19 protein-coding genes are annotated in these 18,561 nt (G+C 68.3%); 4 read left to right on the forward strand and 15 right to left on the reverse strand.

Features of this window, described 5'->3' with window-relative positions; all coding sequences use genetic code 11:
* The 10 genes from MKK51_RS23915 to MKK51_RS23960 form a co-directional block, all read right to left on the reverse strand.
* Complete coding sequence (locus tag MKK51_RS23915; RefSeq protein WP_243981692.1) at positions 1-990, reverse strand: vWA domain-containing protein; 990 nt, start codon at positions 988-990, stop codon at positions 1-3.
* The gene (locus tag MKK51_RS23920) at positions 987-1,541 is read right to left on the reverse strand and encodes an MxaK protein (RefSeq protein ID WP_409565769.1); all 555 of its coding nucleotides are present in this window, start codon (positions 1,539-1,541) and stop codon (positions 987-989) included. The genes MKK51_RS23915 and MKK51_RS23920 overlap by 4 nt, the downstream gene beginning before the upstream one ends.
* A 191-nt stretch (positions 1,542-1,732) precedes the next feature.
* Positions 1,733-2,779 carry a vWA domain-containing protein gene (locus MKK51_RS23925; protein ID WP_243981694.1) on the reverse strand — a complete coding sequence of 349 codons (1,047 nt, stop codon included), beginning with the start codon at positions 2,777-2,779 and terminating at the stop codon, positions 1,733-1,735.
* A 103-nt stretch (positions 2,780-2,882) separates the two neighbouring features.
* Positions 2,883-3,803 carry a nonribosomal peptide synthetase MxaA gene (locus MKK51_RS23930; RefSeq protein ID WP_243981698.1) on the reverse strand — a complete coding sequence of 307 codons (921 nt, stop codon included), beginning with the start codon at positions 3,801-3,803 and terminating at the stop codon, positions 2,883-2,885.
* An 8-nt stretch (positions 3,804-3,811) separates the two neighbouring features.
* A complete protein-coding gene (locus MKK51_RS23935) occupies positions 3,812-4,684 on the reverse strand; it encodes a DUF58 domain-containing protein (protein WP_409565757.1) in 873 nt (290 codons plus the stop codon).
* Entirely contained in the window at positions 4,681-5,712 is a 1,032-nt protein-coding gene (locus MKK51_RS23940) for an AAA family ATPase (protein WP_243981700.1), read from the reverse strand. Before MKK51_RS23940 ends, MKK51_RS23935 begins: the two co-directional genes overlap by 4 nt.
* 108 nt (positions 5,713-5,820) lie before the next feature.
* The gene (locus tag MKK51_RS23945) at positions 5,821-6,111 is read right to left on the reverse strand and encodes a methanol dehydrogenase [cytochrome c] subunit (RefSeq protein WP_027172774.1); all 291 of its coding nucleotides are present in this window, start codon (positions 6,109-6,111) and stop codon (positions 5,821-5,823) included.
* Between the two features lie 91 nt (positions 6,112-6,202).
* The gene (gene moxG, locus MKK51_RS23950; protein ID WP_243981702.1) at positions 6,203-6,793 is read right to left on the reverse strand and encodes a cytochrome c(L), periplasmic; all 591 of its coding nucleotides are present in this window, start codon (positions 6,791-6,793) and stop codon (positions 6,203-6,205) included.
* Positions 6,794-6,880: 87 nt separating this feature from the next.
* Positions 6,881-7,768, reverse strand: coding sequence for a methanol oxidation system protein MoxJ (gene moxJ / locus MKK51_RS23955; protein ID WP_243981704.1), 888 nt, complete (start codon positions 7,766-7,768; stop codon positions 6,881-6,883).
* A 253-nt stretch (positions 7,769-8,021) separates the two neighbouring features.
* Positions 8,022-9,902, reverse strand: a complete 1,881-nt coding sequence (locus MKK51_RS23960) for a methanol/ethanol family PQQ-dependent dehydrogenase (protein WP_243981706.1) — start codon at positions 9,900-9,902, stop codon at positions 8,022-8,024.
* Positions 9,903-10,531: 629 nt separating this feature from the next.
* On the opposite strand from MKK51_RS23960, the gene MKK51_RS23965 reads away from it, so the two are divergent.
* Positions 10,532-10,753, forward strand: coding sequence for a hypothetical protein (locus MKK51_RS23965; protein ID WP_027172770.1), 222 nt, complete (start codon positions 10,532-10,534; stop codon positions 10,751-10,753).
* Between the two features lie 217 nt (positions 10,754-10,970).
* On the forward strand, positions 10,971-11,747 hold the full coding sequence (locus tag MKK51_RS23970) for a serine protease (RefSeq protein WP_243982260.1): 777 nt from the start codon (positions 10,971-10,973) through the stop codon (positions 11,745-11,747).
* A gap of 13 nt (positions 11,748-11,760) precedes the next feature.
* Here the strand turns inward: MKK51_RS23970 and MKK51_RS23975 are convergent, their stop codons facing one another.
* Together MKK51_RS23975 and MKK51_RS23980 are read right to left on the reverse strand one after the other, a co-directional pair.
* On the reverse strand, positions 11,761-12,021 hold the full coding sequence (locus tag MKK51_RS23975) for a DUF6894 family protein (RefSeq protein ID WP_243981707.1): 261 nt from the start codon (positions 12,019-12,021) through the stop codon (positions 11,761-11,763).
* Between the two features lie 74 nt (positions 12,022-12,095).
* Positions 12,096-13,556, reverse strand: coding sequence for an amino acid permease (locus MKK51_RS23980; protein ID WP_243981709.1), 1,461 nt, complete (start codon positions 13,554-13,556; stop codon positions 12,096-12,098).
* Between the two features lie 162 nt (positions 13,557-13,718).
* Here MKK51_RS23980 and MKK51_RS23985 point away from each other — a divergent pair, with 162 nt between their 5' ends.
* Entirely contained in the window at positions 13,719-14,789 is a 1,071-nt protein-coding gene (locus tag MKK51_RS23985; protein WP_243981711.1) for an ornithine cyclodeaminase, read from the forward strand.
* A gap of 81 nt (positions 14,790-14,870) precedes the next feature.
* Entirely contained in the window at positions 14,871-15,800 is a 930-nt protein-coding gene (rocF, locus tag MKK51_RS23990; protein ID WP_243982261.1) for an arginase, read from the forward strand.
* 204 nt (positions 15,801-16,004) lie between these two features.
* Here rocF and MKK51_RS23995 read toward each other — a convergent pair whose 3' ends face one another.
* From MKK51_RS23995 to MKK51_RS24005, 3 genes are all read right to left on the reverse strand, one after another.
* Positions 16,005-16,394 carry a hypothetical protein gene (locus MKK51_RS23995; protein ID WP_243981712.1) on the reverse strand — a complete coding sequence of 130 codons (390 nt, stop codon included), beginning with the start codon at positions 16,392-16,394 and terminating at the stop codon, positions 16,005-16,007.
* 130 nt (positions 16,395-16,524) lie between these two features.
* Entirely contained in the window at positions 16,525-17,937 is a 1,413-nt protein-coding gene (gene glnA, locus MKK51_RS24000) for a type I glutamate--ammonia ligase (protein WP_243981714.1), read from the reverse strand.
* Positions 17,938-18,131: 194 nt separating this feature from the next.
* Positions 18,132-18,470, reverse strand: coding sequence for a P-II family nitrogen regulator (locus tag MKK51_RS24005; protein WP_003600526.1), 339 nt, complete (start codon positions 18,468-18,470; stop codon positions 18,132-18,134).
* Positions 18,471-18,561: the final 91 nt, after the last annotated feature.

Consider the following 18,561-nt stretch of genomic DNA (forward strand, 5'->3'; position numbering starts at 1 on the left):
TCAGACCTTTTTCAGCAGGACAAAACGGCCGGCCCCGAACAGAGGGGTGGCGAAGACGGCGAGGATCAGCGCGAGGGCGATCCCGCCGAAGACGGGGCGCAGGTCGAGGCTGCCGGGAAGCGGGCGCGGGGTCGCCGCGCGGACCAGCGCGGGGCCGAGACCCGTGGGGCCGTCGAGATGGGCGTAGGTCAGGCCCGTCGCCTGAGCGAGGGTCTTGAGGTAGGGCTCGCGCACGGAGGAGAGGTGCTCGGTGCCGGAGGCCGCCGCTGCGCCGAAGGGGGCGTTGCGCGGGTTGTAGCCCTCGCGGCTCTCCGCATCGGCCGGGGGCGGGCCGAACCGGTTCTCCTGCTGGACGTCGCCCGAGCCATAGAAACCGGTCTCGCGGCCGCGATCGTTGTAGCGCGGGATCGGGGACAGGGCGTAGGCCCCTGCTCCGACGATGAGGCCGCGCACGGCACCCGGCTTGCCGTCGAAGGCGGGGCCGCCGGTGCTGGGCAGGGGCGGCGCTTCCTGGCCATCGGTGATGAAGACGAGGTCGGTGCCGAGATCGGCCGCCATCTCCACGGAGCGAAACAGGCCGGCCGAGATGCGGCTGTCGCCCTCCCAGGCCACGCGCCAGTCGACGGCCGCGATGGCGCCGTCGAGGGGGGCGAAATCGGCGCAGACCTCGATGGGCGCGAACAGGAGGAACGGCCGGCGCTCCGTGAACAGGCCCAAGGCCACCCGCGACCCGCAGGGCAGCGAGGTGACGAGGTTGCGCAGGGCCGCCTTCGCCGTCTCGAGGCGGCTTTCCGGCTTGCCGTCCGCCCCGACGTAATCGCGGACGTTCATGCTGCCGGTGATGTCGAGGACCGCGAGGATCTCGACGCCGTTGCGGGTCAGCGGCAGGGGGCGAGCGACGAAGGTGAGCGCCACGAGAGCCAGTGCGCCGGCCAGGAGCTGGAACCGCCGGTCGCGCAGGTTTCGCCGGACGAGGCCGGGCGCTCTCACGGCTCGCCCCGGGGCTGGCCGGGGATCTCGGTCCAGATCTTCTTCGGTTCGGCCTTCAGCTCGTCGCCGGTCTTGCGGTCGAATTCCGGGAAGTCGCGGAGCAGGCGCGAGGCGACGTCGAGGTTGAACTTCGCGTCCCACAGGTCGGGCCGGCCCTGGAGCGCGCGCCGATAATCCTGACGGGCCAAGGTGATGAGCGGTCCGGCCGGATCGAGGTTGCTCCGTTCCAGATGGTCGAAGGCCTGGCGCAGGCGGGCATTGCCGAGGGCATACCGGGCACGCGCGCCGAGGTCGGTCTCGCCCCGCCGGTCGAGGGCCTCGATCAGCGGCTCGATCTCCTCGGTCACGCCCCGGCGGGCCAGATGCTGCACCCGCGCCAGCAGGAGCGGAGCTCGGGCGCTCAGGGAGACCGGACTGTCCTTGCCGGCCGCCAGAGCCGCGATCGCGGCGTTGTCGCGCTCTGCCTGCCAGGCCGCCGCGCCGAAGCCGAGGGCCACGAGGAGCAGGAGGATCGGCAGGGCGAGGAGGAGGTGCGGGCGGGCGCGGCGCAGGGCATCGCCCAGTCCGGTCCGGACCTTTCCTCTCCCCTCTGCGGAAGAGGGCGACCCTCGCGTCGGCGAGGGTCGGGAGAGGGAAGCGCGCTGTCCGGAGAGGTCGCCGCCTCTCCCTGCCGCTCCGCGACCACCCTCCCCCGCAGGGGGGGGAGGGGTGGCGCGCAGAGGCGCACGTTTCGGCACGGTCGTCATGCGGCGAGCCTCCGTTGCGGAGTGGTCGGCACGCCTGTTCGCGAGGTCTGCGACCTCCCCCTGTTCCGCCCCAGATCCGCCTCGGCGAGCTTGCCCGCGACGAGCAGGATCAGGCCCAACAGGCTGAGTCCATAGGCCCATCCGGCGAGGTCGCGGCGCGGGCGCTGCTCGATATAGGGGATCGGGTCGCGCTCCAGGCGCTCGATCTGGCCGATGGCGTCGGCCACCGCCTCGGCGCCCTCGGCCTCGAAGGCGCGGTAGGGCGTGCCGAGGCTCTTGAAGAACAGGTCGAGATGGCGCTCGGGCGCGGCCTGGGGGGTGTCCTCGCCCGACGGCTTGTCGGAGATGGAGGGCGAGCCCTTGGTGCGCAGGAACAGCCAGTACAGGTTCGGCCGGATGCGGGCGAATTCCGCCCGAAGGGTGCCCTGGACGCGGGGATCGATCACCGCCGCGCCGTCCGAGACGATGAGCAGGGCGCGCGAGACATTGGCGGCTCCGGTGCCGAACTGCGAGAGCGCCATGCCGAGGCCGCGCGCCACGTTGGTGTAGTCGAGGCCCGGCCGGTCGATGGCGGCGATAGCCGCGCGGACCGCTTCGTGCCGGTCGGTCATGGGCACCACCAGCATGGGGGCCGTGGAGAAGGCCGAGACGGCGAACTGGTCGTGGGCGCGGCTGCCGACGAACTCGCCGAGGAGCCGGCGCGAGGCCGCGGCCTTCGATTCCTCGGCGCCCGAGGGCTGCCGCCCCGCGAAGGTCTCGTTCATGCTGCCCGAGCGGTCGACGAGGATCGAGACCTGGGCGCCGATGCCCGTGCGGGTGATGGTCTCGCCCTGGCGATAGGGGCCGGACAGGGCCACGACGAGGCCGCCGATGGCGAGGATGCCGGCAAGGCGCAGGCCCCAGCCGATGAGGCGCGACAGGCCGTCGACGGGGCTCGCCGCGATGCTGGAGAGCGGGGTCACCCGCTGGCTCGACGCGGCGAGCGGCAGCAGCGCCAGCGGCAGCAGCCACAGAACCCAGGGAAAATCCGCCATCAGGCGCATGACACCACCGCCATCGGACCCAAGATTCGACCGCCATCACACCCCTGATCCGACCGCCATCGGACCCCGGCTTCGACCGCCATCCGGCGTGTTTTCGGCCCGTTCATGATGCCCGCTCGATGGCGGTGAGGGTTCGGGTCAGGGCGACGATGTGGCCGAAGGGGAACCGCCCCATGGCGGCCGCCGGACCGGGGCCGAAGAAGCTGAGACGCGACGCGTCGAGGAACGCGGCGAGGCCGGCCCGTTCCCGCGCATAGGCCGGGTGGCGGGCGAGGAAGGCGGGCAGGTCGTCGGCCAGCACCCGGCGCCCGTCGGTTTCGTCCAGCGCCCGGTGGAGGGCGAGAAGGGCGTCCTCGTAGGCCGCCTCGTCCTCCCCCCGCCCGGCGAGGGAGCGCAGGCGCCGCAGGCAGCCGGCGAAGGCCCTTCCTCCGCGTCCGGCGAAGGGCCACCAGGTCCGGTCCCAGGCCAGACCGGCGAAGGCGAGCAGGGCCATGGCCGTGAATCCGGCGCCCCCGAGGACGAGGGGTTGCGTGTCGAGGGACGCGACCCGCCCGTCCGGACGCAGGTAGGTCTTCGGGTCGTCGCGGGCCGGCGGCTGGACCTCGCGCAGGGGCGAGATGTTGAACGACCAGGGCGGGATCTGGGCCTTGGCCGTGGTCGCGCCCTTGTCCGTATCGCTCACGAAGGTGACGACGAAGCCGGGGATCTCCAGGGCGCGGGCATCGAGGGCGGCGTAGAAGTTCTGGTAGGTGAGGTCGAGGCGCACCCGGCTGCCGCCGCCCACGGAGGCCTGAGTGACCGCGACGGTGCGAAGGTCGAGCCAGTAGGTGATCGCGCCGGGCTGGGGCAGCGACGCGGCCTGGAGGGCGAAGCCCGGCTCGACGACGATGTCCACCTGGGCGCGGACGAGGTCGCCGAGGAAATAGCCGAAGGGGCGCGGCGTGCGCACCTCGACGGAGCGCACCTGCGCCTCGGCGGAGAGGGACGAGCAGAGCAGGAACAGGAGCGGGACGAGGCGGCGCATGGGATGCCTCACTGCGCCAGGAGGTGGCGGCTGATCGCGTCCGGGTCGAAGCGGCCCGCGAGGCGGAACGGCGGACGACCGTAGGTGGAGGCGATCCGGCGCAGGGTCTCGGCCCGTTCCGCCTCGCGCGCGATCCAGCGACGGCGCAGGCTCGGGCGCATGAAGACCACGCGGCGGCCGGCGCCTTCGAGATCGTCGAGCTCCATCAGGCCCCAGTCCGGCAGGCCGTCCTCCTCGGCGGAATCGGCCAGCACCACCGGCACGAGGTCGTGGCGCGACAGGCTCGCGAAGGTCCGGGCGAGGAACGCCTCCGGCCAGCGGAAGTCGGAGACCAGGAAGACGATCTTGGGACGGCCGACGAGGCGGCGGGCCGCTTGCCCCATCCCGTCCGCGCGGTCCCCGGTGCAGGCGGCGTCCGCCAGCCGGGAGACCACCTCGCCGGCGATGCTGCGGCGCCGGCTCGCGGGCAGAAAGACGTCCTCGCGCACGGCGGCGTCGCAGCCGATCAGGCCGAAGGCGTCGCCGATGCGTGTGGCCGAGGCGGCGAGGCAGCCGCAGAAGGCGGAGACCAGTGCCATCCGGTCCGCCTCGCCGGAAAAACGCATGGAGGCGGAGAGATCGACCAGCGCCCAGACTTCGAGGGCCGTGCGGCTCTCGAAGCGGCGGACATAGGTGCCCTCGAACGGATCGCGCAGGGTCGCGCGGACGTCGATGCGGCGGGCATCCGGCATGCGCAGGAACGGCACCTGGTCGCGGAACGTGCCGAGACCGCCGGCGTCGCGACCGCGATGGGCGCCCGCCACCGTGCCGGGCACGCGGCCGCGCGGGCGGTAGACGATGTCCGGCGTCGGCTCCTGGGGCGTCGTCTCGGGCACCGTCACGGGGCGGGCACGGTGTCGAACACGGCGCGGCAGAGCTCCGGCACGATGGTGCTGCGGCGCATCTCGTAGATCGGCTCGAGGAAGACGCGGTGGGCCATCACCTCGGGGAAGATCGCGCGGATGTCCTCGGGGACGAGCCAGTCGCGGCCCTCGAGCCAGGCGCGGACGCGGGCGGCCCGCACGAGGAAGGCGACGCCGCGCGGCGACGCCCCGCCCTGGATCAGCGCCGACATGTCGATGCCGGACAGGCGGATGCCGGCTTCGTCCGGGCGGACCAGGGCCTCCCACAAGGCGACGACGTAGGCCTCGATGGCCGGGCTCGCCTGGATGCCGTGCTGGATCGCCGCCCCGATCCCGGCCATGGCGGCGTGATCGAGGACGCCGCCTTCGATGCCGGCGATGAGGGCGTCGGTGTCGTGGAAGCGCGGATCGAAGACGAGGGCGCGGCGCGCCTCGGCGTCACGCGGCGCTTCGAGGCCGATCTCCATCAGGAAGCGGTCGCGGGCGGCGGCCGGGAGTTCGAAGGTCTCCTCGCGCTCGACGCGGTTGCGGTCGGCGAAGACCTGGAGATTGGGGAAACGGTATTCGCGGTTGAAGGCGGTCAGGCTGCGCTCGGCCATCAGGCGCAGCAGCAGCGAATGGACCTGCGGCCGCGCGCGGTTGATCTCGTTGAAGAAGAAGATCGACAGGTCTTCGGATTGCCGCAGCACCGGGCCGGGCTCCACGCGGGGGCGGCCGTCATCGGCGAGGTAGGTGTGGTAGATGAGGTCGGACGGCATCATGTCCACCGTGCCCTCGATGCGCTCGTAGGCGCCGCCGAGCGCCCGCGCCACGGCGCGCAGCAGGGTGGTCTTGCCGACGCCGACATCGCCTTCCAGAAGCACATGGCCCCGGGCGAAGAGGGCGATGGTGAGAAGCCGGATGGCACGGTCCTGGCCCACCACGGCGCCGCGGACCGCGCGTTCGAAACGGCCGGCCGCCTCGCGCCAATCGGTGAGCATCGCGTCGCCGGAGCGGATGTCGTTCATGGGGTTTGCCTTTGAGGACAGCGGCCGCGATCCCGGACGGAGCGGTCCAGGCGCCATGGGGATCGCGGTCACCGTGAGGGCCGCCCGGACGAGGGGCGGCCGACGACGTCAGTTGGCGGACAACTTGGTGACGTCGTATTCGAACTTGCCGGTCTTCTTGGCGGCCTCGATGCGCTTGGCATTGCGCTCTTCCATCTGCTTGATGGAGTCGGCCTGCTTCGAGAGTTCCTTCGGGTCGTGCTTGGGGTCGTATTTCGAGCCGGCGATCTTCTCGGGGAAGCCGGGCTTCGGCTCCCAGCAATTGCCGGCGGCCTTGCACTTGGTGCCGTCGTAAGCGAGGGCGGGAACGGCGAGGAGCGCGCCCGCACCGATTGCCAGGGCCGTGATGAGTGTCCGCATGGTCGTTTCCTCTGGTTCTGATTGTTACGGCGTTCGCCGCTTCTCGCTCACCGCGCGATGTCCCCTCGCGCGAGGTGACTTCCTCGAACGCTCATTCCAGCGGCTTGCACTGGCCCTTCACGTCCGTGGGGAAGGTCTCGCCCTGCTTGTAGGGCGTGTAGTTCTTCTTCTGCTCGGCGTTGAGCCAGATCGCGTCCTTGACCGGACCGGTATAGAGATGCCGGATCCAGGCGATCGTCTGGAGCATCTCGTCCGGGGTCAGGTTCTCGTTGTGAGGACCCATCATGCCGTTGGCGCCGCCGAAGATGGTGGCGAACAGGCCCGTATCCTCGGTGTTGGACGGATAGGTCCAGTAATTGTCGTTGAGGCCGGGGCCGAGCTTGCCTTCGGCGAGGTGCCCGTGACAGCCTGAGCACGAGGTGGCGAACAGCGACTCGCCGTTGCGCAGGCAGGACTTGTCGTCGATGTAGAGGTTCTTGCCGGTCTGGAAGAACTCCTTGACGGCCGGAGTGTCGCGCCCGCCCTCCTTGCCTTCCGATACGTTCAGCTGTTCGCCGGTCACGGTGTTGCGGAAGGTGATCCCCGTCGCGGGGCCCGCACTCGGCTGGGCCAGGGCCGCGACGCCGATGGAGGTGATCCCCAGGGCGAGGACGGCGGCGACGGCACGGTTCGTATGACGCATCAATTTGCTCTGTTTATCCCCGGACTTGCGGCCGAGGTGGGCGTACCGGTGCTCGGCGCACCGGCGACGCGGGACAGGGTGGAAGGATCAGTTGGAGACGGGGGTGACGGGCACGCCGTCCTGGCGCAGGATCGCCTCGATCTGCGGGCGAGCCTTGGTGATCGCGGCATCGAGCGCGGTCTTCAGGGCCTGGTCGTCACGGCGGACGCCCATGGACTGGTCGAAGCTCTGCGGCATCTTCTGGCCGTCGCTGCGCACGGTATCGTCGGGCACCGGCGTCATGCGCAGAGGCTGGCTCGAATCCTTGACGTAGCGGGCGACGTCCGGCGCGAAGGCCACCGCCACGTCGGCCTTGTTGGCGACGACTTCGCTGACCATCCGGGCCGGATCGATCTGCGTGTAGGTGTTGCGGGCCGCGCGGAAGTTCACCAGCGAGTAGAGGTAGGCCATGTCCTCCTCGTAGCGGCCGATATCCTTCAGCATCGCCTCGCCCGGCGTGCCGAAACCGACGACCATGTGGTCGATGGTCTTCAGGCGCGGATCGGACCAGGACTTGATGTCGAGATCCCGGTCGGCGCGGGTGACGAAGACGTAGCCGCTGCGGTAATAGGGCTTCGTGGCGAGGACGCGCTGGTCGTCGCTGTCGAGGCCGACCACCACGTCGCAGAGCTTCTTGTCGAGGCTGTCGCGTACGAGATAGATCGCCGCCTTGTCGGACCAGACGAACTGCGCCTTGCGTCCCATGGCCTCGGCCACGGCGGAGACGATGCGGTTCTCGAGGCCGGACCCGTCCTTCAGCGAGAGCGGCGGCTGGTTGGCGGCGCAGACCCGCAGGACGCTGTCGTCCGATGCCTGGGCGGTCGCGGCGGGAGTGCCGGTCTGGGCGACGGATACGCCGCCGAGGGCCAGGAGGGCCGCCGCGGAAAGGGCCGCTGCGGAGAGCGCCGGCGTGCGGCGTCCGGTGAGGAACGACATGGAGCGTTTCCGTTTCCTGGAGTGGGGCATCGAATTCTTGAGATGAATTCTTGTGCGGGCTTCTGGCGTTCGAAGGGTCAGGCCGGCGATCGAGGCGTCGCTCCGATCCATCCTGTCCGGTCGTGACCTCGATCCCGGCGCCGGGGACATGGCGTATCCCCGGCGCGAGGTGTGCTTCGCGGTGACCCCGCCGGCCCGAAGACCGGCGGGGATCGTCTCGACCGTGTCGGTGATTACTTGACCGTGTCGGGGGTTACTTGGCGGCCGTCTGGTACTCGCCGACGCTCGGGTCGTCGTAGGGACCCTTGCCGTTGAGCGAGAACACCATCACGCCGCCACCCATCTGGGTGTAGTTGGCGAGCTTCTTGAAGGCGCCGACCGCGCCGAGGCCGGCCGTCGGATCCTGAAGGTCGAACACGAGGCCGACACCCGGCCAGCCGCCGACGCCGTAGTAGATGGCGACGTACTGGTCACCCTTGTGGGTGTAGGTGATCGGGTAGCCGATGGCGCCGGACGGCATCTTGAACTTCCAGAGAAGGTCTCCGTTGTCCGAATTGCGCGCCTTGATGTAGCCGTCCAGCGTTCCGTAGAACACGAGACCGCCGGCGGTCGCCGTCGTTCCGCCCCACACGGCGAAGCGCTCCATCTTCTCCCATTTGAACTCGCCGGTGATGGCGTTGTAGCCCTTGATCTGGCCCAGACCTTCGTAGTTCTGGCGATCGCCCTTCGGGCCGGGATACATGTTCAGAGTGGCGCCGACGAAGAACTGACCGGCACGGTAGGGAAGCATGAAGGGCTCCCAATCCATGCAGATGTGGTTGATGCCCATGAAGAAGAGCTTGCGCTCCGGATCGTAGGAATCGTGGCCCTGGTTGTGGTAGCCCATCGCCGATGGACAGACGTCCTTGGCGAGGTGGTCCATGCGGGTGCCGTATTCGGGATCGCGCACCGGCTGGCCGGTCTTCAGGTCCACCGACTTGAACACGTTGACCGTGTCGTCGATCTTGTTGGCCGAGACGAGGGAGCCGTCCGTCCGGTCGAGGGTATAGACGATGCCGTTCCGGTCCGGATGGGTCAGGAGCTTGCGGTCCTTGCCGTCCTTGTCCTTCTGGTTCGACAGCATCATCACGTTGACGCCGGCGTAATCCCACTCGTCGTGCGGGGTCTTCTGGTAGCCGAACTTGGCTTCACCCGTATCGGCGTCGCGGCCGAAGATGGTCATCGTCCACTTGTTGTCGCCGGGACGCATGGTCTCGTTCCACGGCGCCGGGTTGCCGGTGCCGAAGTAGATCAGGTTGGTGCCGGGATCGTAGGCGTACCAGCCCCAGTTGGTGCCGCCGCCGATCTTCCAGGCATCGCCCTCCCAGGTGGCCGTGCCGAGGCCCTTCTGGCCGTAATGGGGATTCTTGATATTGAAGTCGGAGGCCAGCAGCAGGTCCTTGTCGGGACCGGTCGCGTAGGCGCGCCAGACCTGGGAGCCGGTCTTCACGTCGTAGGCGGTGAGGTAGCCGCGCACGCCGAGCTCGGCACCCGAGGAGCCGATGATGACCTTGTCCTTCACCACGTAGGGGGCGATCGTCAGGGTGGAGCCGACCTTGATGTCGGAATTCTCGACCTTCCACACCGTCTCGCCGGTCTCGGCGTTGAGCGCCATGACGTTGCCGTCCAGCAGCGTCTTGAGGATCAGAGCCGGGGTCTTTCCGTCGCCGGGCCAGTAGGCCAGACCGCGGTTGACGAGATCGCAGCAGGCGACGGCGCGGGCGGCCGGGTTCTGCTTCGGCTTGTCCTGCCACAGGATCTTGCCCGGATCGTCGAGGCCGAGGGCGAAGGTGTTGTTCGGGAAGGAGGTGTGGATGTACATCTTGTTGTCGACGACGACGGGCGCGCCCTCGTGGCCGTTGAGCAGGCCGGTCGAGAACGTCCACGAGACCTTGAGGTCCTTCACGTTCGTCGTGTTGATCTGCTTGAGCTTGCTGTAATTGTCCGAGTCGTAATTCTTGCCCGGCATCACCCAGTTTTCATCGCTGTTCGACAGATCGATGAGCTTGTCGTTGGCTGAGGCGATCCCTGACAGTCCGATCGGTGCCAGGGCCAAAACGGCCAGCACCGAGACTGAATTCAGTAACCTGTTCATTCTGCGTCTCCTGCCCTTCTGCCACGTGCTCGACCCGTGAGGATCGGCCGCGGCCATTGCTTTCGCCGGTTCAGCAAGCAGTCAGTCGATCGGTATTATGAGCGTATTTATAAGAATAGCCTGACGCTGGCGGCTCTTATAAAAGACTTATTACTGATCCATCGGCTAGCTATATAATCATTTGCTTTGCCTGATGTCTTTAGCCACTTCAACCTTTTTTTACAGGACGATCTGGCAACTTGATCCATGCATTTTTGCAGGTGTTTTGGGTCGAACCGCGCGGGACGTGCCGGAACGGGACATCGGCGAAGGGCCGGTCTTTCCCTTTGCGATGAAGCACTTCGCCGGCTGAACAGCGGTCGCCGCCGCGATGGGGCGATCCCGCGCCCGGCGGCGGAGGAGCGTCGGGCGCGGAGGGCGCAGGGTCGCGGGGCGCAGGCGTTCGGCACGATGCCGCATCAGGAAAAGCGTCCTGTGCCGCCGAGCCTGTGCTTTACTCAGTGTGGACCGGCGCTAAACTGTCGGCGGGTAGGAAACAAAAACGAGACATGCCGATGATCAGACGAAGAACTGCGCTCGCGATTTGCCTGATTGTCCTGCCATCGATTGCCGATGCGGCACGGCTGACCATGGATGACAAGGTGTCGCGCTGGCCCCGCGCCTCGACGGACGAGAAGATCGATTTCGCCACCCGCATGGGTAAGGCGTTCTCCAGCCTGAATGCGGAACTCGACAAGAACTACTTCATCCGCTGCCTGGAGGAGACCGCGAACATCGGCAATCCGGGCGAGATCAAGCTCGAATCGGCGGTGAAGATGTGCGTGTCCGTGAAGAAGGACCCGCCGGACTAGGCGGCTCTCACAGGTGGCCCTGCCCGACGGGCGAGGCCGGCACGTTCCGAACCGCCCTCCTCCCCCGGATCGAGCGGCGATGGCGCAGCATCAGCATCGGTTCACATCACAGATGACACCTGTCGCAGCCGACCGCCCGATCCGCCGGAGGCCCCGCGCCTCGGCCCGCCCGATGCTCGGACTGGCGCTGGCGGGGCTTGGCGCCCTGGTGTCGGGGATGGCGGCGGGCGCCGCATCGGCGGACGAACGGCGCATGGCCGCCCTGTATCCGCATGACGGGCGCCACGACCTGACGGGGGCCGACATCACCCGCTATCCCGGCGCGGGCGTCCTGTTCTGCCACCGCCGGCCGGACGGCATCCCGCAGAAGGCGGCGGCCGCTTGGCTCGTGGGGTCGCCGCGCCTCGTGGTGCTGAACGCGCACAACTTCCGCAACCGCCGCATGGAGGTGACGCGGGAGGTGGAGGATTGCTTCTTCCAGATCGGCGGGCGGAACTACGGCTTCGTGCCGGCGAGCCTGCGCCTCGGCGCGGCGCCCGACGCCAAGGCCCTGCACATCACCGACGACTGGGCCTTGATCGACCTCGCCGAGGCGGTCGTCGGCGCCCCGCCGCAGCCGGTGCCCGACGCACCGACGCTGGCCACGGGCATCGCGGAGATCCCCGTGGTGATGGTCTCACCGGGCGGGCACGAGAATTATCGCGGGCCGAACAGCAGCGAGACCTGCGCGATCCAGCAGATCGACCCGCCTACGGAGGACGACATCCGCCGGGCCCGGCACAATTGCAACGACGGGTTCGGCGGCTCCGGCTCCGGCCTGTTCGACCTGTCGGGCCGTCTCGTGGCGATGCAGAGCGCCTCGCTCTCCATGAATTCCCGGCGCCCCTTCGACCTCGACTTCCATTACGGCTCCGCCCTGCTGTTCGAGGGCGCCCTCCTGGCCGCGATCAGGCAGGCCGTGGCGGCGGAGAGCGCGGTCCCCGAGATCCGGTGATTCCGGACGCGCCTCAATGCACGGTCGGAGCCGGCTCTTCGGTCGCGAGGGTGACGACCTCGGAGAACGGGAATTCGAGGATGGTTTCGCCGGATTCGTCGGTGACCACCAGGATGGCCCCCATCAGGCGCGCCTGGGCCTCCGATTCGGCCATCGTCGCCTGGATCGTGTCGCGGGCGACCTCCCAGGCATGGTCGGCGTCCCGCAATTCAGTGCCGGTGGGATCGGCGATGACCTCCCGGCCGATATGGGTGTGGAAGAAGAATCGGGGCATCGTCGCATTCGATCCGCTCGAGGAACAGTCGACATCACCTCGTGCCGCCGCGCGGCGGCGCAAGGCCTGACGGCCTATCCTAAAGGAAAACGATCGTCCGTGCCGCCTCGGGCGCGCGCCAATCGCGAATGACGCCGGGAATAGGCGGCGTAGATCGCCAGGGCGACGCCGATCCAGATCGCGAAGAGCAGGTAGGTGTCCCGCGGCAGCGCCGCGATGAGCGCGAGGCAGCAGGCGAGGCTCGCGAGGGGAACGAGGGGGTAGAGCGGCACGCGAAATCCGCGGGGCAGGTCGGGCCGGGTCCGGCGCAGGACGACGACGCCGAGGGAGACCGCCGTGAAGGCGACGAGGGTGCCCATGCTGGTGAGGTTGGCGAGGACGTCGAGGGGGACGAGGGCCGCCAGCGCGGCGACGAAGAGCGCCACCACCACGGTGTTGGCATTCGGGCTCCGCCTGCGCCGGTCCACCCGCTGGAACAGGGCCGGCACCAGCCCGTCCCGGCTCATGGCGAAGAGGATGCGGGTCTGGCCGTACATCGTCACCAGGGTCACCGAGAAGATGGAGACGACCGCGCCGAGCGACAGGACGAGGGCCGGCCAGGCCGTTCCGGTGACGGTCCGCAGGATCACCGCCAGCCCGGCATCCTGCCCGGCAAAGAGCGTCCAGGGCTGCGCGCCGATCCCCGCGACGGCGACGAGGAGGTAGATCGCGGTGACGATGACGAGGGAGAGCAGGATGCCGAGGGGCAGCGTCCGGGCCGGGTCGCGCACCTCCTCGCTCGCCGTGGAGATCGTGTCGAGGCCGATATAGGAGAAGAAGATCGTCGAGGCGGCGGTGCCGATGCCGGCCCAGCCGAGCGGTGCGAAGGGCGTGAGGTTCGCAGGTTCGAACGCCGTGAGGGCGATGACGGCGAAGAACACCAGCACCGCGAGCTTCAGGACCACGAGAGCCGCATTGATCGCGGTCGATTCGGCGGCACCCCGCAGGAGCAGCAGCGCGCACAGGCCGATGAGGATGACGGCCGGCAGGTTCACGTAGCCGCCCCGGCCGGGGGGCTGGCTGATCGAATCCGGCATGGTCCAGCCGATGAGCGCGCCGAAGACCTCGTTGAGATACTGGCCCCATCCGACGGCGATGGCCGAGGCGGCGACCGCGTATTCGAGGAGGAGGCAGGCCCCGACGAGGAAAGCCGCGAGTTCGCCCAGCGTCGCATAGGCATAGGAATAGGACGAGCCCGAGAGCGGCAGGGCCGAGGCCAGTTCCGCGTAGCAGAGCGCCGTGAGGCCCGCCGTGACGGCGGCCAGCAGGAACGAGATCAGGATGCCGGGGCCGGCCTCGGGCACCGCCGCATTGAGGATCACGAAGATGCCGGTGCCCACCGTGGCGCCGACCCCCAGCATGACGAGGCGGAACAGGCCGATGGAGCGTTCGAGGGGACGGGCTCCGGCATCGGCGTCCCCTGTCGAGGACGACACGGGTTTCCGCCGCAGCACGGCCCGGCGCCAGTCGCCGCGCCTTCCGTCCGATCCGATCATCGACCCCATCGCGACGCGACCTCACAGTGACTCGCTCACAGTGACCGGGACGAGGGGTGCCGATCGTGGTGCTCCCTCCATGGCAGCAAGCGCCATGCCGCCTCGCGCGGGCATTCATCGTGCTTATGATCGCATCGGGACCGGACCGGGAGACGAGGCGTCATGGCGGACAAGCTGAATGTCGTTCCCTTCGTCAGCGTCGACAACATGATGCGGCTCGTCCTCGCCATCGGCGTGGAGCGCTTCCTCCGGGAACTCGCCGCCACGATCGAGGAGGATTTCCGGCGCTGGCACCTGTTCGACAAGCAGCCGCGCCTGGCCTCCCACAGCGCCGAGGGCGTGATCGAACTGATGCCCACCAGCGACGGCACCACCTACGGCTTCAAATACGTCAACGGACACCCGAAGAACGCCCATAGCGGCCGCCAGACCGTGGCGGCTTTCGGCGTGCTGGCCGATGTGGGCAACGGCTATCCGATGCTGCTCACCGAGATGACGATCCTCACGGCCCTGCGCACCGCCGCCATGTCGGCGGTGGCCGCGAAATACCTCGCGCCGAAGGGGGCGCGGACGATGGCGATCATCGGGAACGGCGCCCAGGCCGAGTTCCAGGCCCTGGCCTTCAAGGCGCTGATCGGGGTCGATTCCCTGCGGCTCTACGACATCGACCCGGGGGCAAGCGCCAAATGCGAGCGCAATCTCCGTGGGTTCGGCTTCAGGATCACGGTCTGCTCGGGCACCGCCGAGGCAATGGAGGGCGCCGAGATCGTCACGACGGCGACGGCGGACAAGCAATGCGCCACCATCCTCACCGACAACCTCGTCGGCCCCGGCATCCACATCAACGCCGTCGGCGGGGATTGTCCCGGCAAGACGGAGCTCCATCCCGACATCCTCCGCCGTTCGGAGATCGTCGTCGAATACGCGCCCCAGACCCGGCTCGAAGGCGAGATCCAGCAACTGCCGCCCGATCACCCCGTCACCGAACTCTGGCGGGTGATCGCCGGCGAGGTGCCGGGGCGGCGGGACGGGAGGCAGATCACCCTGTTCGATTCCGTCGGCTTCGCGGTGGAGGATTTTTCCGCCCTGCGATACCTGCGCTCGGTGCTGGCGGGCACCGGCTTCTTCGAGGATCTCGATCTGCTGGCGGACCCGGACGATCCCCGCGACCTGTTCGGGATGCTCCTTCGGGCGGAGGGCCGGGCCGGTCCCGATCCTGCCGTGCCGTCATGACATCCCCGTCGATGCCTCACAGCCGTCGTGTGCGGCCCCTATGATATCGGCGGATCGGAGAGCGGACCCATGAGCGGACCCATGGACGAGAGACGCTGCATCCTCATCGGCGTGCCGGTCCAGGAGGGCACGAGGCGCCTCGGCTGCGACATGGGTCCGAGCGCCTACCGGGCGGCCGGTTTGGGCGGCGCCCTCGCCGCCCTCGGCCTCGTCGTGGAGGATCGCGGCAACATCGCTCCGCCCCCCGGCGAGGCCCTCGCCCATCCCAATCCGAGCGTGACCAGCCTCTCCGCCTTCGCGCGCTGGACGGCCGCGCTCAGCGAGGCCGCCTACCGGGCCGGGGGCGAGGGCCTGCCGATCTTCCTCGGCGGCGATCACAGCCTCTCGGCCGGCTCGATCACCGGCATGAGCCGGCGGGCGGCCGAGGAGGGTCGCGAGTTGCACGTGCTCTGGCTCGACGCCCATCCCGACCTCCACACCCTGGAGACGACGACGAGCGGCAACCTCCACGGCGTGCCCATGGCCTATGCAATCGGCCTCCCTGGGTTCGGCCCCTACCTGCCGCCGCCCGTGGCGCCGGTGAAGCCGCAGAACGTCTGCATGATCGGCCTGCGCAGCGTCGATCCGGCGGAGCGGCGGACGATCCGCGAGGCGGGGATCACCGTGCACGACATGCGCGCCATCGACGAGTTCGGCATCGGCATCCTGCTGACGGCGTTCCTCGACCGGGTGGCCGCCGCCGGCGGCTGGCTGCATGTGAGCCTCGACGTGGATTTCCTCGACCCCGGCATCGCGCCCGGCGTCGGCACCACGGTTCCGGGCGGGGCGACCTTCCGCGAGGCGCATCTCGCCATGGAGATGCTGCACGACAGCGGCCTCGTCCGCAGCCTCGACCTCGTAGAGCTCAACCCCTTCCTCGACGAGCGCGGCCGCACCGCAATTCTCATGACGGACCTCGCCGCCAGCCTGATGGGACGCAGCGTCCTCGACCGGCCGACGCGGAGTTTTTGATTGCGGGGATTCACACCTCTGTTCTTTCGGGAAGACTGGATCCCTCTCCCCCTTGTGGGCCACTCGCTCTATCCAAAAGGGGTTCGACATGAGGCGCGACGCGCTCTCTCTCCTTTCAGGAGAGGGGACCCGTGGTGCCCGCCAGTTGGGGGAACATCGGCGGCCGATTTGGATCGGCGTCGCGCAGGGCGAACGAAACGGCGTTCAGAGCCGGTCGCGGGCGCCGGTCAGGAATGCGCGCAGGTCCTGCGCGGTGGGGAAGTAGATGTCGGCGTCCGTCTCCTTCCACAATCCCTTCAACGTCTCGTCGGACGCCTCGCGGAGGGCGCGGTCGATGAACTGCCGCAGCCGGACGCGCTCCTCGCCTTGAAAACGTCTGAGACCGAAGTCGTACATCTCCTCAAGCGTCGGCGCGATGCGATCGATGTCCTGTATGTACCAGCGTGCAAAGGTCAGAAATTCCGGGGACGCTCGCATGTCAATCTCCGTCGTTGCGCGGATATGCAGTGATGATGCGGTCGCCTCGGGTGGGATTCGCATCCTGAGCAATACCCACGCCGACACCGTACGTTTTCGTCTGATCGACTCTGTCATGAGAGTCCGCTGAGAAATCCGATGAAATAGACTTTCAGCGACTGAAACGCGAAACGCCGGAGCCCCCTTCGAGGCCCCGGCGTCGCGCATCGTCCGAAAGGCCGGGCGAGCCCGCCCGGCCGGCTCGCTCTCAGAGCGAGTAGTACATCGTGAACTCGACCGGATGCGGGGTCATCTCGTAGCGCATCACTTCCGTCATCTTCAGTTCGATGAAGGAGTCGATCTGGTCGTCCGAGAACACGCCGCCGGCCTTGAGGAAGGCGCGGTCGCGGTCGAGGTTGGTCAGCGCCTCACGCAGGCTGCCGCACACGGTGGGGATCTTCTTCAGCTCGCGCGGGGGCAGGTCGTAGAGATCCTTGTCCATGGCCGGGCCCGGATCGATCTTGTTGATGATGCCGTCGAGGCCGGCCATCAGCAGGGCCGAGAAGGCGAGGTAGGGGTTCGCCATCGGGTCGGGGAAGCGGACCTCGACGCGCTTGGCCTTCGGGTTCGTCGTCCACGGGATGCGACAGGAGGCCGAACGGTTGCGGGCCGAGTAGGCCAGCAGCACGGGGGCCTCGTAGCCGGGCACCAGGCGCTTGTAGGAGTTGGTGGACGGGTTGGTGAAGGCGTTGAGCGCCTTGGCGTGCTTGATGATGCCGCCGATGTACCAGAGGCATTCCTGGCTGAGGTCGGCGTACTTGTCGCCGGCGAAGATCGGCTTGCCGTCCTTCCAGATCGACTGGTGCACGTGCATGCCCGATCCGTTGTCGCCGTAGACGGGCTTTGGCATGAAGGTCGCGGTCTTGCCGTAGCTCTGGGCCACGTTGTGGATCGCGTATTTGTAGATCTGCATGTGGTCGGCGAGGAGGGTCAACGTGTCGAACTTCATGCCGAGCTCGTGCTGGGCGGACGCCACCTCGTGGTGGTGCTTCTCGACCTTGACTCCCATGGACTGCATGGCCGCCAGCATCTCGCCGCGCATGTCCTGCGCCGAATCCTGCGGCGGCACGGGGAAGTAGCCGCCCTTGGTGGCCACGCGGTGGCCGAGGTTGCCGCCCTCGTAATCGGTGAAGCCGTTGGTGGGCAGTTCCACCGAATCGAGCTGGAAGCCGGTATGGTACGGGTCGGCGCCGAACTTCACGTCGTCGAACACGAAGAACTCGGCCTCGGGGCCGACATAGATCGTGTCGCCGATGCCGGTGGACTTGAGGAAGGCCTCGGCGAGCTTGGCGGTGCTGCGCGGGTCGCGCGAATACGGCAGGCCGGACGAGGGCTCGAGCACGTCGCAGACGATCGACATGGTGGAGGCCGAGAAGAACGGGTCCATGCAGGCGGTCGCCGGGTCGGGCATCAGCAGCATGTCGGATTCGTTGATCGCCTTCCAGCCGGCGATCGACGAGCCGTCGAACATCGTGCCTTCGGCGAAGATGTCCTCATCGACGAGGGACACGTCGAACGTGACGTGCTGCCACTTGCCCCGGGGATCGGTGAAGCGGAAATCGACGTACTTGACGTCGTTGTCCTTGATGTCCTTGAGGACCTGATCGGCGGTCTTTGCCATCCCTGTGTCTCCTTCGAGGCTCGGCCTGTTTCGGCCGTGGTTTTGCCGCGCCACGCGGTGGCGTGCCGCGGATTGGGAAGGGGCGTGCGCGGAGGGACTTAGCTTCTGGGGCGACGCGAGGCTAGAGCGTGCGCGGCCGGATCGTGACAGGTCGGTGCCTTCTGATCCCGTCGCGCCGCTCGACCCGCGCCGCGTCAGATGGCGTCGGTGCCGGTCTCGCCGGTGCGGATGCGGATGGCTTCCTCGATTGTCGACACGAAGATCTTGCCGTCGCCGATGCGCCCGGTCTGGGCCGACTTGCGGATGGCTTCGACGGCGCCCTCCACCAGGGCGTCGGACAGGACGATCTCGAGCTTCACCTTGGGCAGGAAGTCGACCACGTACTCGGCGCCGCGATAGAGTTCGGTATGGCCCTTCTGCCGGCCGAAACCCTTGGCTTCGATCACGGTGATGCCCTGAAGGCCGACCTCCTGAAGGGCTTCCTTCACCTCGTCCAGCTTGAATGGCTTGATGATCGCTTCGATCTTCTTCATGCCGAACGGGCCTGACCTGAATGCTGCTCCGGGTCCTTGTCCTACCATCGCGGCACGGCCTTCGCCACGCCGTTTTCCCCGAGACGGACGT

The sequence above is a fragment of the Methylobacterium sp. E-045 genome (genome assembly GCF_022829685.1).
GTDB lineage: Bacteria > Pseudomonadota > Alphaproteobacteria > Rhizobiales > Beijerinckiaceae > Methylobacterium.

Excerpts from the sequence above, each read along its gene's own strand:
- MKK51_RS23925 (WP_243981694.1), bottom strand. The coding sequence starts at position 2,779 with ATGCGCCTGATGGCGGATTTTCCCTGGGTTCTGTGGCTGCTGCCGCTG.
- MKK51_RS23930 (WP_243981698.1), bottom strand. The coding sequence starts at position 3,803 with ATGCGCCGCCTCGTCCCGCTCCTGTTCCTGCTCTGCTCGTCCCTCTCC.
- MKK51_RS23940 (WP_243981700.1), bottom strand. The coding sequence starts at position 5,712 with ATGAACGACATCCGCTCCGGCGACGCGATGCTCACCGATTGGCGCGAG.
- MKK51_RS23945 (WP_027172774.1), bottom strand. The coding sequence starts at position 6,111 with ATGCGGACACTCATCACGGCCCTGGCAATCGGTGCGGGCGCGCTCCTC.
- moxG (WP_243981702.1), bottom strand. The coding sequence starts at position 6,793 with ATGCGTCATACGAACCGTGCCGTCGCCGCCGTCCTCGCCCTGGGGATC.
- moxJ (WP_243981704.1), bottom strand. The coding sequence starts at position 7,768 with ATGTCGTTCCTCACCGGACGCCGCACGCCGGCGCTCTCCGCAGCGGCC.
- MKK51_RS23960 (WP_243981706.1), bottom strand. The coding sequence starts at position 9,902 with ATGAACAGGTTACTGAATTCAGTCTCGGTGCTGGCCGTTTTGGCCCTG.
- MKK51_RS23965 (WP_027172770.1), top strand. The coding sequence starts at position 10,532 with ATGGATGACAAGGTGTCGCGCTGGCCCCGCGCCTCGACGGACGAGAAG.
- MKK51_RS23970 (WP_243982260.1), top strand. The coding sequence starts at position 10,971 with ATGGCGGCGGGCGCCGCATCGGCGGACGAACGGCGCATGGCCGCCCTG.
- MKK51_RS23975 (WP_243981707.1), bottom strand. The coding sequence starts at position 12,021 with ATGCCCCGATTCTTCTTCCACACCCATATCGGCCGGGAGGTCATCGCC.
- MKK51_RS23980 (WP_243981709.1), bottom strand. The coding sequence starts at position 13,556 with ATGATCGGATCGGACGGAAGGCGCGGCGACTGGCGCCGGGCCGTGCTG.
- MKK51_RS23985 (WP_243981711.1), top strand. The coding sequence starts at position 13,719 with ATGGCGGACAAGCTGAATGTCGTTCCCTTCGTCAGCGTCGACAACATG.
- rocF (WP_243982261.1), top strand. The coding sequence starts at position 14,871 with ATGGACGAGAGACGCTGCATCCTCATCGGCGTGCCGGTCCAGGAGGGC.
- MKK51_RS23995 (WP_243981712.1), bottom strand. The coding sequence starts at position 16,394 with ATGACAGAGTCGATCAGACGAAAACGTACGGTGTCGGCGTGGGTATTG.
- glnA (WP_243981714.1), bottom strand. The coding sequence starts at position 17,937 with ATGGCAAAGACCGCCGATCAGGTCCTCAAGGACATCAAGGACAACGAC.
- MKK51_RS24005 (WP_003600526.1), bottom strand. The coding sequence starts at position 18,470 with ATGAAGAAGATCGAAGCGATCATCAAGCCATTCAAGCTGGACGAGGTG.